We start from the raw sequence: 16,902 nt of genomic DNA, 5'->3' as shown, positions 1-16,902 counted from the left end.
GGCGAAAAGCCTTACCAAGATTTCATGTGAAGCTAGAGCAATATGAAACCTTAACAGGACTCCTCCGTATCTCGGACAGTGGTTGATCACGGGGACCTGGAATGCGAGTCGCGATTATTGGAACGGGAATCGCCGGCAATGCCGCCGCATGGGCCTTGTCGCAGCGATACCCGGTCACCGTGTATGAACGCGAGCTTCGCCCCGGCGGTCACAGTCACACGGTCAATATCGATTATGACGGAACGCCGGTCGCGGTGGATACCGGGTTCATCGTCTACAATGAAGTGAACTATCCCGGCTTCACGGCATTGCTGGCGCATCTCGGCATTGCAACAGTCGAGAGTTGCATGAGCTTCGCGGTGACCGCCGACGCCGGACGCTTCGAATGGAAGGGCGGCGGCGATACCTGGCCGGAAACCGCCAGAGGCCTGTTTGCACAGCCACGCAATTTGCTCTCCCCGTCGTACCTCTGGATGCTGCGCGATATCCTCGTCTTTAACGAGACAAGCGTGAAGGATCATGCGGACGGTACACTGACCGGTTTGTCGCTCGGTTCCTATTTCAAGATGCGCGGATTTGCGCCTCGCCTGCTGTCGGACTATCTCGCGCCGATGGCGGCGGCGATCTGGTCCGCGCCGACCGATCGCATTCTCGAATTTCCGGCAGAGAACTTCGTCGCGTTCTTCAGCAATCACCGGCTTCTGCAATACGACCGCCCCAAGTGGCGCTCGGTCCAGGGTGGAAGCCAGGTCTATGTCGACAAGCTGACGGCGGCATTCCGCGACCGACTGCGACTCGGCTGTGCCGTCACATCCATCGAACGTACCGGCCATGGCGTTGTCGTTAAAGACAGTCTCGGCCACACCGACATCTACGATCACGTGGTGATCGCGGCGCACAGCGATCAGGCATTGAAGATGCTTGCCGACGCCGACGGGAACGAACACAGCGTGCTCGGCGATATCCGTTACGCTCCCAACACCGTCTATCTGCACCGCGATCCGCGGCTGATGCCAAAACGCAGGAATGCGTGGGCGTCGTGGAATTTCCTGCGCTGGAAGCGAGACGGCGCACCGGTCAACGATGTCGCGGTGACCTACTGGATGAACCCGCTTCAGGGGCTCGACCATGCTCATCCGCTGTTCGTCAGCCTCAATCCACCGTTCGCACCCGATCCGGACCTGACATTCGGCCGCTACCTGTGCGACCATCCGCAGTACGATACGGCGGCCTTCGCTGCGCAAAAGCGTCTGCCGGACATTCAGGGCAAGCGTCACACCTGGTTTTGCGGCGCATGGACCGGATACGGATTCCACGAAGACGGATTGCAGTCAGGGCTCGCGATCGCGGAAGCGCTGGGCGCATCCGTGCCGTGGCGTGCGCCGCCGGATGAACTCGCGCAAGCAGCGGAGTGACCATGCCGGACAAGATTGCCAGCTTGCAGGTGACGTCCGAAGAGGCAGCATCGCTGTATCTCGGCGAGGTCATGCATGCGCGGCTCCGACCGATGGGACACCGATTCAGCTACAAGGTCATGAGCCTGCTGATCGACCTCGACCGGCTGGACGACGCCGACCGGCAGTCGCATCTGTTCGGCGTCAACCGCGCGGCGCTCTACAGCTTCCATGAATCCGATCACGGCGAACGGAACGGTTGTTCATTGCGCGATTACATTCAGCGCCGCGCCGCCGGGCACCGCATCGACCTGACCGGCGGCAAGGTGTTGCTGCTGTGTTATCCGAGGTTGCTCGGCTACACCTTCAATCCGCTGTCGGTGTACTTTTGTCATCGCGCCGATGGCACGCTGGCGATGCTCGTCTACGAGGTCCGCAACACATTCGGCGAAATCCATTCATATGCGCTGCCTGTGACGCCGGACCAGATCAGCAACGCCGGCATCCGGCAGGAGCAGGACAAGCAGTTCTATGTCTCCCCGTTCATCGACATGGCCATGCGGTATCATTTCCGGATCGTGCCGCCGGGCGACAGCGTCAAGCTGCGCATTCTGGAATCCGGTCCGGACGGCCCGCTTCTGGCGGCGGCCTTCAACGGCAAACGGCGGCGACTGACCTCGGCAGCGCTAATCCGGACCTTCTTTGCGCTGCCGTTGGTGACCTTTAAAATCATGGCGGCGATTCATTGGGAGGCCTTGCGTCTTTGGCTAAAGGGCGCAAGAATTGTGGCAAGACCAACAGCGAAGGACAGTTCGGCGAATAAACGGCCGGCACACGCGAGCAGAAGATTTGGACGCAGAGCCACATCACACTGACGGAATTGCGCGATGTCTGACCTGATCATTCTGACCCCCGACACTGTCGAGGCGTCGTTGCCGGATGTACCCAAACTGGTCCGACTCGCCATCAAGTTCGCATCCAACCTGCGGCGCGGCACGCTTGACGTCACCCTGCCTGACGGTCGGACAGTGCGCTGCGGCGGGCTGGAGCCCGGCCCTGCCGCGCAAATGACGATTTACAACTACGGATTCGCGTGGCGGCTTGCGCGGGGCGGCGACATCGGCATTGCCGAAGCCTATCTGCGCCGCGAGTGGGATACGCCCAATCTGACGCAGTTCCTCTACATCTTCTGCGTCAATCACGATCTGATCCAGACGATGCTCGGCGGCAAACCGGTCGCACGGTTCGTGCAGTCGCTCCGCCACTGGTTCAACCGCAACACCAGGCGGCAGGCCCGCCGCAACATCTACGCGCACTACGACATCGGAAATTCGTTTTATTCGGCGTGGCTTGATCCGAGCATGACCTATTCGTCGGCGCTGTTCGAGGACGGCACCAACGACCTCACTGCTGCGCAGCACAACAAGTACCGGCGGCTTGCCGAAGCGATCAATCTTCAACCCGGACAGCGCGTGCTGGAGATTGGCTGCGGCTGGGGCGGCTTCGCCGAATACGTCGCCAAGAACTACGATGCGAAGGTCGTCGGACTAACCATCAGCACCGAGCAGCGCGATTTCGCACAGAAGCGGATGCAGGCCGCCGGGCTCAGCGACAAGGTCGAGATCAGGTTTCAGGATTACCGCGATGAGCGCGGACGATATGACCGGATTGCCTCTATCGAAATGATCGAGGCCGTCGGCGAACAGTTCTGGCCGCAATATTTCAGCCAGCTCCGTGACCGCCTTGCCCCCGGCGGTTTCGCGGGCATTCAGGCGATTACCATCCAGGACAGATTTTTCAACGCGTACCGGCGCGAGGTTGATTTCATCCAGCGCTACGTTTTCCCCGGCGGCATGCTGCCATCGCCGCAGGTGCTGAAGTCGCTCGGCGAGAAGTTCGGTGTACCTGTTATCCGCGAGCGTATTTTTGGAGAAGATTATGCCAAGACGCTCGCCACATGGAGAGACAATTTCCGCGCGGCATGGCCGAACCTGATGCCTCTCGGTTTCGACGAGCGCTTTCGGCGCCTTTGGGAATACTACCTCGCCTACTGCGAGGCCGGATTCCTCTCCGGCAACATCGATGTGCGTCAGGTCGTATTCGCCAAATCAGGTTAGACGGCTGCCTCAACTTCCTCAAAAAGCGAGCAGATCACGCCTGCAAGCGCTGCCCTTGTCGGAACGGCGGGCGGCCTCTAGGTTGAACGATGAACCTGCCGCTTTTCCCCTTGCCTTCTGACACATTCGGTCCCGGGTCCTTCAATATCATGCACATTCGCAAAGACGTCATCGATGCCATCGGCAACACTCCGCTCATCAAGCTGAAACGCGCGTCCGAAGAGACCGGCTGCACCATTCTCGGCAAGGCCGAGTTCATGAATCCCGGCCAGTCGGTGAAGGACCGCGCCGGCAAGCAGATGATCCTGGAGGCGGAGAAGCGTGGTGACCTGCGGCCTGGCGGTCTGGTCGTCGAGAGCACCGCGGGCAACACCGGCATTGGTCTCGCGCTCGTCGCCGCCGCGCGCGGCTATCGCACCATCATCGTGATTCCGGAAACGCAGAGCCAGGAAAAGAAGGACGTGCTGCGTCTGCTCGGTGCGGAACTGGTCGAAGTGCCGGCCCTGCCCTTCAGCAACCCGAACAATTACCAGCATGTCGGCCGGCGTCTTGCAGATGAGTTGCGCAAGACCGAAAAGAACGGCGTCATCTTTGCCGACCAGTGGAACAACCTCGACAACCGCAAGGCGCATTACGTCTCGACCGGTCCCGAAATCTGGGACCAGACCGAGGGCAAGGTCGACGGCTTCATCTGCTCGATCGGCAGCGGCGGCACGCTCGCGGGCACGGCGACGTTCCTGCGCGAGAAGAAGAAGGACATCAAGATCGGCGTCGCCGATCCGCGCGGCGCTGCGATGTACAATTACTTCGATCACGGCGAGGTCAAATCGACCGAAGGCGGATCGATCACCGAAGGCATCGGCCTCGGCCGCATCACCCCGATCATCGAGGACGTCAAGGTCGACAAGGCCTATCTCATCGAAGATAGCGAGGCGGTGCCGATCGTGTTCGACCTTCTCGAACATGAAGGCATCTGCGTCGGCGGGTCGTCGGGCGTGAATATCGCAGGCGCCATCCGTCTGGCGAAGGATCTCGGGCCCGGCCACACCATCGTGACCATCCTGTGCGACTACGGCACGCGCTATCAGTCGAAGCTGTTCAATCCGGAATTCCTGCGCTCGAAGAACCTGCCGGTGCCGGCATGGCTTGAGCGCAAAAGCACGATCAAGCCGCCATTCGAGAAGGTGTGAGATTGCGTGATCTCAACAGGGTCATCCCGGCGAAAGCCGGGATCCACAACCCCTGGCCTTTCAGCTCATCGAGATCATTGAAGCGCTCTTCACAACACGGACGACAGGGGTGATGGGTCCCGGCCTGCGCCGGGACGACCACATCCCTCACCTCAAAATCTGGCTGAGGAATAGCTTGGTCCGCGCGTGCTGCGGATTCGAGAAGAACTTGTCCGGCGTATTCGCCTCGACGATCTGACCGGCGTCCATGAACACAACCCGGTCGGCGACCTCGCGCGCGAAACCCATCTCGTGCGTGACCACCAGCATGGTCATGCCCTCTTTCGCCAGATCGACCATGGTGTCGAGCACTTCCTTGACCATCTCGGGATCGAGCGCGGAGGTCGGCTCGTCGAACAGCATCACCTTCGGATTCATCGTCAGCGCGCGGGCGATCGCGACGCGCTGCTGCTGTCCGCCTGAAATCTGGCCCGGATACTTGCTCGCCTTGTCGGGAATCCGCACGCGTTCGAGATATTTCATCGCCGCAGCTTCGGCATCCTTCTTCGGAATGTTACGCACCCAGATCGGCGCCAGCGTGCAATTTTCCAGTACGGTCAGGTGCGGAAACAGATTGAAGCTCTGGAACACCATGCCGACTTCACGGCGCACATCATCGACGCGGCGCAGGTTCGGCCCAAGCTCGATCCCGTCGACAACGATGCGGCCTTCCTGAAATTCCTCCAGCGCGTTGATGCAGCGGATCAGCGTGGACTTGCCCGAGCCGGACGGTCCGCAGATCACAATGCGCTCGCCACGCCCGACCGTCATGCCGATATCGCGCAGCACGTGAAAGTCGCCGAACCACTTGTTGAGGCCCGAGATGTTGACGATTGCGTCTGCGGTCATGGTTTCATCTCAGACATTCTTGTGAACATTCAGGCGCCGTTCCACGAACAGCGAATAGCGCGACATTCCGAAGCAGAACACGAAGTAAATGATGCCGGTGAAGGCGAATCCGGTGAACAGCGTCGTTGGTGACGCCCAGTTCGGATCGGCGAAGGACGCACGCAACTGCCCGAGTAGATCGAAGATCGCGACGATCAGCACCAGCGTCGTGTCCTTGAACAGCGCGATGAAACTGTTAACCAGCGCCGGAATGACGTTGCGCAGCGCTTGCGGCATCACGATCAGGCCCGTGGTCTTCCAGTAAGACAGGCCGAGCGCGCTTGCCGCTTCAGCCTGCCCGCGCGGAACCGCCTGCAGGCCGCCGCGAATGACTTCCGCGTTATAGGCGCCCGCGAACAACGCGATGCCGATCAGCACGCGCACCAGACCATCGACGGTGAAGTTTCCGGGCAGGAACAGCGGCAGCATGTAGGTCGCGAAGAACAGCACCGTAATCAGCGGGACACCGCGCCAGAATTCGATGAAGGCAATCGAAAACACCCGGATCAGCGGAATGGTCGAGCGCCGCCCGAGCGCCAGGATCATTCCGACCGGCATCGAGGCGACAATGCCGGTGACCGAGACGACGAGTGTCACCAGCAGACCGCCCCATGAGCGGGTGTCAACGATCGGCAGGCCACCCTTGTCGAGGCCCATCACGACAATGACGACGGCAATCCCGGCAAAGGTCGCGATGCTTTTGAACAGCGCACGCCAGCCGTTGCGAAATCCCCCGGTCAGGAAGAACATCAGCAACGAGACCATGATCGCGGTCGCGGCGAGATCGGCCCACAGCGGCGAATGGAATCGCTCGGTATAATCACGCAGCCATTGAACCGGCCACATCAGGATCGCGAGGCCATCGCCGATCCACCCGACGGCCCTGCCGATGAATGAAAGGCCCTGTCCCAAGACCCCCGCAATGGCCGTGGCCGCCAGCCGCGCGCCTGCGTCCTGGAAGCTGGAAGCCAGTCCCGATCCGAGATCCGCCAGCCAGTGAATGGCAAAGCCTTTCAGCCCGCCGCCCCGCAGCAGGAAGAAGCCGATCACAGGATAGGCCGCGAAGAACAGTCCGGAGTTCAGCGCCTTCGCGGGCGCGCGCGGGATCAGCAGCGGCAACAGCAGAAGTGCGCCAAGCGCAAAGGTCAGATTGACCCGCCAGCGCTGGTCCTCCGGATAGAAGCCATAGATAAACTGGTCGAACTTCGCGTGTACGAACGGCCAGCACGCACCGACCACGCGCCCGACATTGGCCTCAAGACAGGCATTGCGATCACTGCCCGTCCACACCGCATCGACGAACAGGAACCTGATGACCGGCACCAGAATGAGCCACAGCAGCGCCGCACCAATCAGCGTGATCATGATGTTCAGTGGCGAATTGAACAACCGCTCGCGCGCAAATCCGATCACGCCCGTGGTCCTGACCGGAGCGCGGCGCGCCTCAACAATGGTCTGCCGGACGAATGCGGTCTGTTCCGTCATGCGGCAAGGCTCCGGTTCAGACGCCAGCCGTAGAAGCTCATGATCGCGCTCGTCACCAGCGAGATCAAAAGATAGACGCCCATGGTGAGCGCGATGATTTCCACTGCCTGCCCGGTCTGGCTCAGCGTGGTGCCTGCGAACACGGAAAACAGATCGGGGTAGCCGATCGCAACCGCCAGCGATGAGTTCTTGGTGAGGTTGAGATACTGGTTGGTCAGCGGCGGCAGGATCACGCGCATCGCTTGCGGGATCACGACCAGCCGCAATGTCGCGCCGCGCGACAGCCCGAGCGACGCTCCCGCTTCCATTTGCCCCTTTGGCACGGACTGGATGCCCGCGCGCACGATCTCCGCGATGAAGGCTGCCGTATAGGTCGAGAGCGCGATGGTGAGCGCGGCAAATTCCGGCAGAACCTTTGCGCCACCTGCAAAGTTGAAGCCCTTCAACTGCGGCATGTCCAATGCGAACGGCGCGCCGAAGACCAGAACAGCCAGCGCCGGTAAACCAATCAGCATCGCCAGCACGAACGGCCAGATCGTCAGCTTCTCGCCGGCGGCAAACAGTTGCCTGCGGGCATAGACGTGCATCGCCAGCGACGCCAGGATACCGAGCACAATGGCGACAATGAATACGCCAAACCCCTGCTGCGGGACCGGGTCAGGCACGATCAGTCCACGATTGCTCAGGAAGATCGTTCCGAACAGGGATATGCTCTGACGCGGGCTTGGCAGCGTCGCCAGCACGGCAAGATACCAGAACAGAATCTGGAACAGCAGCGGGAGATTGCGGATCACCTCGACATAGCCGCCGGAAATCCGCGCCAACAGCCAGTTCGGCGACAGCCGCCCAAGCGCCACCAGCACGCCGATGATGGTCGCGATGATGATGCCGACGATGGAGACCAGCAGGGTGTTGAGCAGCCCGACAACAAACACCCGCGCATAGGTGTCGGTCTCGGAATATGGAATCAGCGCCTGGCTGACGGCGAAGCCCGCAGTGTTCGACAGGAAGCCGAAGCCGGACGCGATCCGCTGCGCCTGAAGGTTGGCCCGCGCGTTCTCGACGATCTCATACCCGATCCAGATAACGGCAGCGACGAACAGGATCTGGACGATCACACCGCCCCACCCCGCCTGCCCGCCGAGTGCGCGGCGGAGCCGTGCAACCAGTTGAAGCGGAGGCTTGCGGGGTTCAGCTGCCATTGCCGGTTCCGGCAATGCCGTCAACGGATCGGCGGCGCGTATTGAAGACCGCCCTGATTCCAGAGCTTGTTCAGGCCACGGGCGATACCGAGTTTCGATCCGGCGCCGACATTGCGATCGAACGACTCACCGTAGTTGCCGGTCGCCTTGATGATGCGCGTGACCCAGTCCTTGGTCAGGCCGAGCTGTTCGCCAAGATTGCCGTCGGTCCCGAAAATCCGCTTCAGTTCGGGCTTGCTGGACTTCGCCATCTCATCGACGTTCTTTTGCGTCACCGCGTATTCCTCGGCGTTGATCATCGCGAACAGCGTCCACTTCACGATGTCGAACCACTGGTCGTCACCGTGACGCACGACCGGTCCGAGCGGCTCCTTGGAAATCACTTCCGGCAGCACGGCGTGGTCGCCCGGCGCTGCGAGCTTGAGGCGTTCGGCGTAAAGCTGCGAGACGTCCGAGGTAAATACATCGCAGCGTCCCGATTCGTAGGCCTTCACCGTCTCGTCTGCGGTGCCGAACGCGATCAGCTCGTACTTCATGTTGTTACCCTTGAAGTAGTCCGAGACGTTCTGCTCGTTCGTGGTGCCGGTCTGGACGCAGATCGATGCGCTGTTCAGCTCCAGCGCCGAGTTGACCTTCAGGGACTTGCGGACCATGAAGCCCTGCCCGTCGTAATAGGAAATGCCGGTGTAGTTCAGGCCCAGCGAGGTATCGCGCGACAGGGTCCAGGTCGAGTTGCGCGAGAGCACATCGATCTCGCCCGACTGCAGGGCCGTGAAACGATCCTTTGCCGACAGCGGCACGAACTTCACCTTGGTCGGGTCATTGAAGATCGCCGCCGACAGCGCGCGGCAGAGGTCGACGTCGAGGCCCGCCCAGTTGCCCTTGTCGTCAGGGGCCGAGAAGCCCGGCAGGCCCTGGCTGACACCGCAAGACAAGCTGCCGCGGTCCTTGATGCTCTGAAGCGTTCCGCGGTCCTTCGGCTTGTCCTGCGACTGCGCATGGGCAGCCTGCATGGCGAATGCTGCGAGAACAGGAATAAGAGCGAGCGATACCCGTTTCATAGAACGACCTTTCCCGAGTGTCCGGCGCTGGCGACGAACAACGTCGCTAGAAGCAAAATGATCCTGCTGAAGCGCGCGATACCTAGCTAAATATCTGGTCTGCATAACAGAACGCCGAACGCGACGGGTCAAGGGGTTGACGTCCGCCATTGCGGTCAGCTTATTGACCCATAGGCAGCACATTGCCTTTTGTCGAGCAGCCCCCGTCGCGGCTGCGGCAAGATGTCTTGTACAAGTGACCGTCATATGAACTCCCCAAAAGACAATCGCCCTTCCAAACCGCTTGATCCGCAGACCGAATTGGTCACGTCCGGACGCGACACCGTTGCGCAAAAAGGCTTCATCAACCCGCCGATCGTGCGCGGTTCGACGGTGCTTTATCCGACGGCGGAAGATCTCCATGCCCATCGCGGAGAATTTCAGTACGGACGGCACGGCACGCCGACCACAAAGGCGCTCCAGCAGGCCCTGATGGCGCTCGAGGGACCGAACTGCGCCGGCGTGGGACTGGCACCGTCCGGCGTGGCCGCGATTTCCACAGCTCTTCTGGCGATTCTCAAGGCAGGCGATCACTTACTCGTCATCGACAGCGTCTATCGCCCCACCCGGAATTTCTGCGACAGCCTGCTCAAGCGTTACGGAATCGAGACCACCTATTTCGATCCGCTGATTGGCGCGGGCATCGAGAAGCTGTTCCGGCCGAACACCAAAGCCGTCCTCGTGGAGGCGCCTGGATCGCAGTCATTCGAGATGCCAGACATTCCGGCCATCGCGGCCATCGCCCACGCCAAGGGCGCGCTTGTCGTCGATGACAACACCTGGGCGACGCCGCTGTTTCACCGCTCGCTCGATCAGGGCGTCGACATCAGCATTCAGGCCGGCACGAAATACATCGGCGGTCACTCCGACATCATGTTCGGCACCATTTCCGCCAACGCGAAAACCTGGCCGCTCATCACGGAGGCGATTCGGCTGCTTGGCGTCTGCGCCGGGCCGGACGATGTCTTTCTGGCTCTCCGCGGACTCCGAACGCTGGCTGTACGACTCGCGCATCACCAACAAGCGGGTCTCGAGATGGCGCGCTGGTTTGCCTCGCGCCCGGAAGTGCAGCGGGTCATTCACCCGGCGCTGGAGACCGATCCGGGTCATGCGATCTGGAAACGCGACTTCACCGGCGCAACCGGTCTGTTCAGCATCGTGCTGAAGCCGGCGCCGAAGCAGGCGGTCGACGCCTTCCTCGACACCCTCACACTGTTCGGCATGGGTTATTCGTGGGGCGGCTTCGAGAGCCTTGTGATTCCGTTCGACTGTTCGTCCTACCGCACGGCGACGACATGGAATCCGGGCGGGCCGACGCTGCGTTTCCACATCGGGCTGGAAAATCTCGATGACCTGAAGGCCGATCTTGAGCGAGGTTTCGCAGCGCTGAAGGCGGCGGCGTAGTAACCGACAAGAAATCGATCACTTAGCCCAAGTTCGTCATGGCCGGCCTTGTGCCGGGCATCCACGTCTTCTGAAAAGCAAGGGTCAAGCAAGACGTGGCTGGCCGGGACGAAGCCCGGCCATGACACCAGAGAAATCTTCGGGTGACGGCGCTCCTCGCAATGACGAGTTGCTGACTTTTCAGCTCTTCTCGACCTTGGAGCCTGAACCGCGGTTCTTCACGATCAGCATGATGTTGCGGATGTAGATAAGGGTCGCCAGTCCCTGCCCCAGGATGATCACCGGCTCGCGCTTGGCGATGCCGTAGACCAGCGTCATCAGTCCACCGCCCATCGAAAAGAACCAGAACGCCATCGGCACAACGCTCTGGCCCGCACGCTCACTCGATATCCACTGCACGAGGAAGCGTGCCGTGAACAGCAACTGCGCGATCAGGCCGAACGCGAGCCAGAAATCGAACTTCGCGACGAAGACGTCGTAAAGATAGTCGCCGAGTTGCTGACCGAACTGAATCAGCATCACGTCACCTCCGTCGCAACCGGCGTGGATTTCTTGCGGCGGATCAGCCACCACACGCCTGCAAGATCCATGATGCCGATCCAGAGCCGGTCGAAGAATCCGTAGTTCGATACACCGGAATGGCGCGGCCGATCGATCACATCGACATAGACGATGTCGTATCCCTCCCGCCGCACCAGCGCCGGAAGAAAGCGATGCAGACCATCGAAATATGGCAAAGCAAGGAACACATCACGGCGCAGCGCCTTCAATCCGCAGCCGGTATCGCGGGTGCCGTCATGAAGGATCGCGTTGCGCACGCCGTTGGCCGCGCGCGACTGAAACCGCTTGAAGCCGGTGTCCTTGCGGCCGACGCGCTGTCCCGCGGCGAGGCCGACCTTGTCGCCGCCCTTCTCGATCGCCTCGATCAAGGCCGGGAGAAACGCCGGGTTGTTCTGACCGTCGCCGTCGAGCGTCGCGACGATCTTTCCGCGCGCGGCGCGAACGCCGGTTCGTACCGCAGCGGATTGCCCGCTGGAGGCCGCGTGCCGAATCTGGCGCACGTTGCTTCGCGCCTTCATCTCGGCGGCGAGCCGCTCGCCGGTCGCGTCGGTCGATCCGTCGTTGACGTAGATGATCTCGTAGGCCCAGCGGCCATCCAGCGCGGAAGCGATCTCGGCGATCAGCGGCGCGACGTTGTCCTGTTCATTGCGGACCGGAACCACAATCGATACGTCGGGGGCCGGCAGGCCGGATTTTGGTGATTGATCGCTCATATATGCCGATTGGGGTCCAAACGCCCGCAAAAGCAGTCAAAACCGCGGCGGGCGACCGCTTATTATGGTGCCTAAGCCCCGCGAGCAACCTTTTTCAGGGCAGGCCATGACGGTCCTGCGAGGGTTTCAATGGCCCCGCCGCTTACGATCTTGAACCCGAGGCGGCGGGCCGCGAACCAGTACTGGACGATCATCGCGCCGATGATCCCGGTCAGCGCCCCCGCGACCACGTCGCTCGGGTGATGGGCCAGCAGCACCACCCTGCTGACGCAGATCAGCACCGCATACACGAACATGAAAAGCGTCATCCGCCGCCACACGGCGGAGACCGCGAAGGCCAGCGCAAACGCCGTGGTCGCGTGACCGGACGGCAGACTCTCGAACGCCGGATTGCCGGCAAAATGCTGGTAGAAAAACGCGTTGGCATCGCCGCCGACAAAGGGCCGGCTCCGGCCGATGATGTATTTCAGAAGCTCGCCGCACAGCACCGCGAACAGCACCGCGAAAAACAGATACTGAATGCGCACGCCGAACGCGATCAGGATCGATCGCAAGACGCCGCTGAGCAACGGCTGGACCAGCAGAACGACGAAGAGCAGTCCCGCCAGCGTCCACAGCACATAGGTCGACTTGCCGAAATCGGTGAAGATCCGCAGCCACCACAGGCTGGCCGTGCCCCGTGCCGGCATCTGCTTGATGGCCGCGACATCGACTGCGAACATCAGAATGCCGATGGCGATCGCCGTCAGTGCGGCAACGCCAATCCATCGCCTTGCGAGGGCGCGGCGCGCCTCGGCACGCCGCGAGTGCGACGGCGCACGCACCAGCCGCGCCACCGACTGCCACGCAACTTGCCCGACCCGCGTCACATAATTTGCCGGTCGCGCGCCGGGTCCAGTCGCCATTTACTCCGTACCTTCGGAGCGGAAGATGGCGACCGAAATCGCGCGGCCTTGCGAGAAATTATAACCATCGATGCGCGTGCCGGCGTTGTAACGCAACCCGATTGCTTCGGCCCGCTGCGCGAATGCGCGCTCCTCGCGCCATTCCACGAGCGCAAACCGGCAGCTTCCCTGCAACAGGAAGTCCGCCGCGCCCGAGCCGTTGGTCAGGACGGTCGACGTGCCCACCATGAAGACGAGGCTCGGCTCCTGGAAACCAGCGGCCGCGGCCGCCGGTCCGACGCATTCGACGCTGCGCAGCGCACGCGCGATCTGGACGCTCGGGAACAACGGCGCAAGCGACGGCACTACAACGCCGTAAATACAAGCCGCCATGAACCACGACGCGCCGATCGCATTCAGCAGAGAACGCTCGGCGTGAGTGTCGTCATACATCCACCAGGCGAAGAGCCCGAAGATCAGCGCACCGGCCGCGAACGGCCAGGCCAGAAACTCCGGCTGCCGCAGCAGCGCGATCGCGCCGATGATGGATGCGACGGTGATGATCAGCGGCAACACGAACCACCATGCCGCCCCGCGCACGATCCATGCGGAACGCGACAGCACTTTGCGCTCCAGCGCGCCGACGATCAGGATGGCGATGGCCGGATAAAGCGGCAGCACATAGTGCGGCAGCTTGGTGATGACGAGTTCGAAGACGATCCAGGCCGGCAACAGCCATGCCAGCAGGAACTGTGCACCGGGCTCACGGCGCGCGCGCCAGACCGCAGGCACCGCAAGACCCGCCAGCGTTGCTCCCGGCCAGAACGTCACCCAGAACAGGATGAAGTAGAGTCCCGGAGGCGCGCCGTGCGACTCCTGTGGACTGGCGACCTTGCTCAGCATGTCTGCGCCAAGCGAGTTCGCGAAAAAGCTATCGCCCGCCTTGAGGAAGATCGCGACGAACCAGGGCAGCACCAGCACCAGCGTCCACATCAATCCCCAGACTGGACGCAGACGCCACAGCCACGCTGACGAACGATCGAGAACCGCGAGGGTCACGACGGTCGTCGCGACGAACATCAGGATCAGCGGGCCCTTCAGCAGAATGCCGCCTGCAATCGCCGTCCAGAACGCAAACGCGAGCGTCCACGACGGATGAGGATTGTCGTCGCCGCGCTGCCACGACAGATAGGCGCGCGCCATCGCGCCCATGACCGCCGTGGTGGTCAGCAGCAGCATCGCGTCGGTCTTCGCCAGACGCGCTTCGACACCCAGCAGGATCGAACTGCACATGATCAGCCCGGCGAGCAGCGCGCCGCGGCGCGTGACGAATGCCAGCGCCGTCCAGTAGGTCAGCAGCACCGCGCCGATGGCGCCGATCAGTGAGGGAATGCGATACAGCCAGATGCGGACCTGCGCGCGCGGCAGGCCGAGCTTGGATGCAGTCTCGACGACTGCGGCCTGCGCCCAGTAGATGCCGACGGGCTTCTTGTAGCGCACCTCGTCCTGGAAACGGATGTCGACGAAATCGCCGCTCTCGACCATTTGCTTGGTCGCCTGCGCGAAGCGGGCTTCGTCGCGGTCGACCGGCGGAATGTTGAAGAAACCGGGCAGGAAAAACAGCAGGCCGGCCAGCACAAGCAACGCGACGGCGCGGGCATGGCTTCCGACCGCAAAATCGACCACGCGCACGAGTCCGCTGCCGGGATTCTTCTGCTCAACCGGTTCGCGCGGCGCGCCAAATCTGGGTCTTGGGTAGGTCTCAGCCATCGGTTCCGCATACGCTGAAACCGATAGCCGGACAACAGGTTGAGCCCGCCCTACTGAATTCTCACGACGACTGTGTCCGCCGCGCCAGTCGCATCCATCACTGTCAGCCGGACAAAGCCCGGCCCCGGCGGGTCGACCAGTTTCTGGCGCCGGCTGTCGATGTTTCCGACCGCCACGCCGTTAACCATCATGGTCATGGGCAGCACCCCGCCCGCGACCTTCACCGGCATGGCCGACTGACCGGCTTCTCCGCCTCCAAAGGCGTCGATCCGTGAGCCGTTCAGCGGGAACTGGATACGCAGAGCCTGTTCGCTGCCGGTCCGAACGAAGTCGCCTGACGGACGGAAACGCCGCAACGGCAGCGGCAACCTGGCGTTGCTCGCTATCAGGGTCCCCTTTGGGGCCTTCGGGAGCGCCATCGGCAGCCTGCCGGTACGCGCAAAAGCATCGAACAGGATCGGAGCCGCGGCCGTCCGGCCGGTCAGGCCCGGAACCGGCGCGCCATCAGGCCGCCCAACCCAGACCCCGATGGTCATCCGGCCGTCGAAACCGACCGACCAGGCATCGCGGTAGCCGTAGCTGGTGCCCGTTTTGAACGCGAGCCGGTTATGCGGCGCGTTGTCCGGTGGCGGCGTGCCCATCAGCACATTGCCGACCAGCCATGCGGCCGATGGATCGAGCAGACGCCGCGTCTCGGGCTCGGCTGCGTCGTCCGGCCGCACGATTTCCCGCAGCGCCATCGTCTCGCCAAGCCGGGGAAATCCCGAATAGAGCCGGACGAGATCGTTCAGTGTGACGCCGACGCCGCCGAGGCCCATGGCGAGGCCCGGCGTTTCGTCCTTCGGCAGGATCAGGTTCGCACCCGCCTGCTTGATCCGCGCCGTCAGCCGGTTGGAGCCGATGCGGTCGAGCAGCGCGATGGCGGGGACGTTGAGCGACATCTGCAACGCCTTGCGCACAGTGACGGTGCCCTGAAACGTCATGTCGAAGTTTTCCGGCGCGTAAGAGCCGTAGCGGATCGGACGGTCCTCGATCAGGCTTTCGGGATGCACAAAACCATCCTCGAACGCGAGACCGTAGATGAACGGCTTGAGCGTCGAGCCCGGCGAGCGCACAGCGCGAGTCATGTCCACCTGCCCCGCGCGCCTTGTGTCGAAGTAATCGGACGATCCGACATGCGCCAGCACATCGCCGCTCTCGTTGTCGACCGCGAGAATGCCGACCGAGACGTCAGGCCCGAGTGCAATCGCGCGATCTCGCGCCAGCGACTCCAGCGCTTTCTGGATCGTTGAATCCAGCGTGAGCTGGATCAGCGGCGTGTCCTTCATGATCGCCAGCGACTGGTCGGTCGAATGCGGAGCCAGCAGCGGCATCGGCTTGCGCAGGCGTGGCACGGCTTCGCGCTTCGCCTGAGCCGCATCGTCGGCAGACACACGTCCATCCGCAACCATGAGCGATAGGACATGATCGCGCGCGGCGCGCGCGGCTTCCGGATGACGGTCGAGCCGCCGCGTTTCCGGCGACTGTGGCAATGCGACCAGCAGCGCGGACTCCGCCAGCGACAACCGCTTCGGCTCCTTGCCGAAGTAAGCGAACGACGCGGCGCGCACGCCCTCGAGGTTTCCGCCGAACGGCGCGAGGGTGAGATAGAGATCGAGGATCTCGTTCTTGCCGAGTTTGTGCTCAAGCTGGATCGCGCGGACCATCTGCCGCATCTTGGCCGAGACCGAGCGCTCCTGCCGTGGCTCCATCAGCCGCGCCACTTGCATGGTGATGGTCGAACCGCCGGACACGATATGCCCGCGCGTCACGAGTTGAAACGCGGCACGTCCGATCGCCAGCGGATCGACGCCGATGTGCGAGCGGAAGCGCTTGTCCTCGTAGCTCAGCAGCAGATTGAGATAGCCGGGATCGACGTCCTTTGCGTGAGAGGGCAAGCGCCAGCGGCCATCCGCCATCGCGAAGGCGCGCAGCAGCTTGCCGTTGCGGTCGAGGATGGTGGTGGAGGCCTTCTTTGCATCAGCGAAAGGCAGCGGCGGGAGTGAGGCGATCCAGATGGAGGCGGCGGTGACCAGGAAAGCAAACACAGCCATGGTCGATAGTGCGAAGCTGCGAAGTATGTCTCTCCGCGGTGCCGACCTTGCAGCGAGCGAAA

At 62.4% G+C, this 16,902-nt stretch carries 14 protein-coding genes; 5 read left to right on the top strand and 9 right to left on the bottom strand.

What is annotated here, in order from left to right:
* The first annotated feature begins 101 nt into the window (after positions 1 to 101).
* The 4 genes from AC1Q67_RS20410 to AC1Q67_RS20395 all read left to right on the top strand — a co-directional run bounded on the left by AC1Q67_RS20410 (position 102) and on the right by AC1Q67_RS20395 (position 4,701).
* A complete protein-coding gene (locus AC1Q67_RS20410; RefSeq protein WP_492236566.1) occupies positions 102 to 1,415 on the top strand; it encodes an NAD(P)/FAD-dependent oxidoreductase in 1,314 nt (437 codons plus the stop codon).
* Between the two features lie 2 nt (positions 1,416 to 1,417).
* Complete coding sequence (locus AC1Q67_RS20405) at positions 1,418 to 2,269, top strand: DUF1365 domain-containing protein (RefSeq protein ID WP_029659574.1); 852 nt, start codon at positions 1,418 to 1,420, stop codon at positions 2,267 to 2,269.
* 12 nt (positions 2,270 to 2,281) lie between these two features.
* Complete coding sequence (locus AC1Q67_RS20400) at positions 2,282 to 3,511, top strand: class I SAM-dependent methyltransferase (protein WP_492236567.1); 1,230 nt, start codon at positions 2,282 to 2,284, stop codon at positions 3,509 to 3,511.
* Between the two features lie 149 nt (positions 3,512 to 3,660).
* Entirely contained in the window at positions 3,661 to 4,701 is a 1,041-nt protein-coding gene (locus AC1Q67_RS20395; protein ID WP_492236568.1) for a cysteine synthase A, read from the top strand.
* Between the two features lie 147 nt (positions 4,702 to 4,848).
* Here AC1Q67_RS20395 and AC1Q67_RS20390 read toward each other — a convergent pair whose 3' ends face one another.
* From AC1Q67_RS20390 to AC1Q67_RS20375, 4 genes are read right to left on the bottom strand one after another with little or no spacing between them, the layout of a single operon-like run.
* Positions 4,849 to 5,589: an amino acid ABC transporter ATP-binding protein gene (locus AC1Q67_RS20390; RefSeq protein WP_492236569.1), complete on the bottom strand. Its 741-nt coding sequence runs from the start codon at positions 5,587 to 5,589 to the stop codon at positions 4,849 to 4,851.
* A gap of 9 nt (positions 5,590 to 5,598) precedes the next feature.
* Complete coding sequence (locus AC1Q67_RS20385; RefSeq protein WP_492236570.1) at positions 5,599 to 7,113, bottom strand: amino acid ABC transporter permease; 1,515 nt, start codon at positions 7,111 to 7,113, stop codon at positions 5,599 to 5,601.
* A complete protein-coding gene (locus AC1Q67_RS20380) occupies positions 7,110 to 8,315 on the bottom strand; it encodes an amino acid ABC transporter permease (protein WP_492236571.1) in 1,206 nt (401 codons plus the stop codon). The genes AC1Q67_RS20385 and AC1Q67_RS20380 overlap by 4 nt, the downstream gene beginning before the upstream one ends.
* Before the next feature lie 20 nt (positions 8,316 to 8,335).
* Positions 8,336 to 9,376, bottom strand: coding sequence for an amino acid ABC transporter substrate-binding protein (locus tag AC1Q67_RS20375; RefSeq protein ID WP_492236572.1), 1,041 nt, complete (start codon positions 9,374 to 9,376; stop codon positions 8,336 to 8,338).
* Between the two features lie 246 nt (positions 9,377 to 9,622).
* Here AC1Q67_RS20375 and metC point away from each other — a divergent pair, with 246 nt between their 5' ends.
* Positions 9,623 to 10,819, top strand: coding sequence for a cystathionine beta-lyase (metC, locus tag AC1Q67_RS20370; RefSeq protein ID WP_492236573.1), 1,197 nt, complete (start codon positions 9,623 to 9,625; stop codon positions 10,817 to 10,819).
* A 180-nt stretch (positions 10,820 to 10,999) separates the two neighbouring features.
* Here the strand turns inward: metC and AC1Q67_RS20365 are convergent, their stop codons facing one another.
* The 5 genes from AC1Q67_RS20365 to pbpC form a co-directional block, all read right to left on the bottom strand.
* Positions 11,000 to 11,338, bottom strand: a complete 339-nt coding sequence (locus tag AC1Q67_RS20365) for a lipid-A-disaccharide synthase N-terminal domain-containing protein (RefSeq protein WP_024577895.1) — start codon at positions 11,336 to 11,338, stop codon at positions 11,000 to 11,002.
* Positions 11,338 to 12,093, bottom strand: a complete 756-nt coding sequence (locus tag AC1Q67_RS20360; protein ID WP_492236574.1) for a glycosyltransferase family 2 protein — start codon at positions 12,091 to 12,093, stop codon at positions 11,338 to 11,340. The genes AC1Q67_RS20365 and AC1Q67_RS20360 overlap by 1 nt, the downstream gene beginning before the upstream one ends.
* 71 nt (positions 12,094 to 12,164) lie before the next feature.
* A complete protein-coding gene (locus AC1Q67_RS20355; RefSeq protein WP_492236575.1) occupies positions 12,165 to 12,998 on the bottom strand; it encodes a phosphatase PAP2 family protein in 834 nt (277 codons plus the stop codon).
* The gene (locus tag AC1Q67_RS20350; protein ID WP_492236576.1) at positions 12,999 to 14,747 is read right to left on the bottom strand and encodes an ArnT family glycosyltransferase; all 1,749 of its coding nucleotides are present in this window, start codon (positions 14,745 to 14,747) and stop codon (positions 12,999 to 13,001) included.
* A 50-nt stretch (positions 14,748 to 14,797) separates the two neighbouring features.
* On the bottom strand, positions 14,798 to 16,840 hold the full coding sequence (gene pbpC / locus AC1Q67_RS20345) for a penicillin-binding protein 1C (protein ID WP_492236577.1): 2,043 nt from the start codon (positions 16,838 to 16,840) through the stop codon (positions 14,798 to 14,800).
* Positions 16,841 to 16,902 lie beyond the last annotated feature (62 nt).

It is taken from the genome of Afipia sp. GW823-FHT06G09 (assembly GCF_058794875.1).
This window is presented reverse-complemented; position numbering and strand designations above follow the sequence as displayed.

What these genes read in the sequence shown, in the direction of transcription:
- AC1Q67_RS20410 (WP_492236566.1), top strand. Translation starts at nt 102, where the DNA reads ATGCGAGTCGCGATTATTGGAACGGGAATCGCCGGCAATGCCGCCGCA.
- AC1Q67_RS20405 (WP_029659574.1), top strand. Translation starts at nt 1,418, where the DNA reads ATGCCGGACAAGATTGCCAGCTTGCAGGTGACGTCCGAAGAGGCAGCA.
- AC1Q67_RS20400 (WP_492236567.1), top strand. Translation starts at nt 2,282, where the DNA reads ATGTCTGACCTGATCATTCTGACCCCCGACACTGTCGAGGCGTCGTTG.
- AC1Q67_RS20395 (WP_492236568.1), top strand. Translation starts at nt 3,661, where the DNA reads ATGCACATTCGCAAAGACGTCATCGATGCCATCGGCAACACTCCGCTC.
- AC1Q67_RS20390 (WP_492236569.1), bottom strand. Translation starts at nt 5,589, where the DNA reads ATGACCGCAGACGCAATCGTCAACATCTCGGGCCTCAACAAGTGGTTC.
- AC1Q67_RS20385 (WP_492236570.1), bottom strand. Translation starts at nt 7,113, where the DNA reads ATGACGGAACAGACCGCATTCGTCCGGCAGACCATTGTTGAGGCGCGC.
- AC1Q67_RS20380 (WP_492236571.1), bottom strand. Translation starts at nt 8,315, where the DNA reads ATGGCAGCTGAACCCCGCAAGCCTCCGCTTCAACTGGTTGCACGGCTC.
- AC1Q67_RS20375 (WP_492236572.1), bottom strand. Translation starts at nt 9,376, where the DNA reads ATGAAACGGGTATCGCTCGCTCTTATTCCTGTTCTCGCAGCATTCGCC.
- metC (WP_492236573.1), top strand. Translation starts at nt 9,623, where the DNA reads ATGAACTCCCCAAAAGACAATCGCCCTTCCAAACCGCTTGATCCGCAG.
- AC1Q67_RS20365 (WP_024577895.1), bottom strand. Translation starts at nt 11,338, where the DNA reads ATGCTGATTCAGTTCGGTCAGCAACTCGGCGACTATCTTTACGACGTC.
- AC1Q67_RS20360 (WP_492236574.1), bottom strand. Translation starts at nt 12,093, where the DNA reads ATGAGCGATCAATCACCAAAATCCGGCCTGCCGGCCCCCGACGTATCG.
- AC1Q67_RS20355 (WP_492236575.1), bottom strand. Translation starts at nt 12,998, where the DNA reads ATGGCGACTGGACCCGGCGCGCGACCGGCAAATTATGTGACGCGGGTC.
- AC1Q67_RS20350 (WP_492236576.1), bottom strand. Translation starts at nt 14,747, where the DNA reads ATGGCTGAGACCTACCCAAGACCCAGATTTGGCGCGCCGCGCGAACCG.
- pbpC (WP_492236577.1), bottom strand. Translation starts at nt 16,840, where the DNA reads ATGGCTGTGTTTGCTTTCCTGGTCACCGCCGCCTCCATCTGGATCGCC.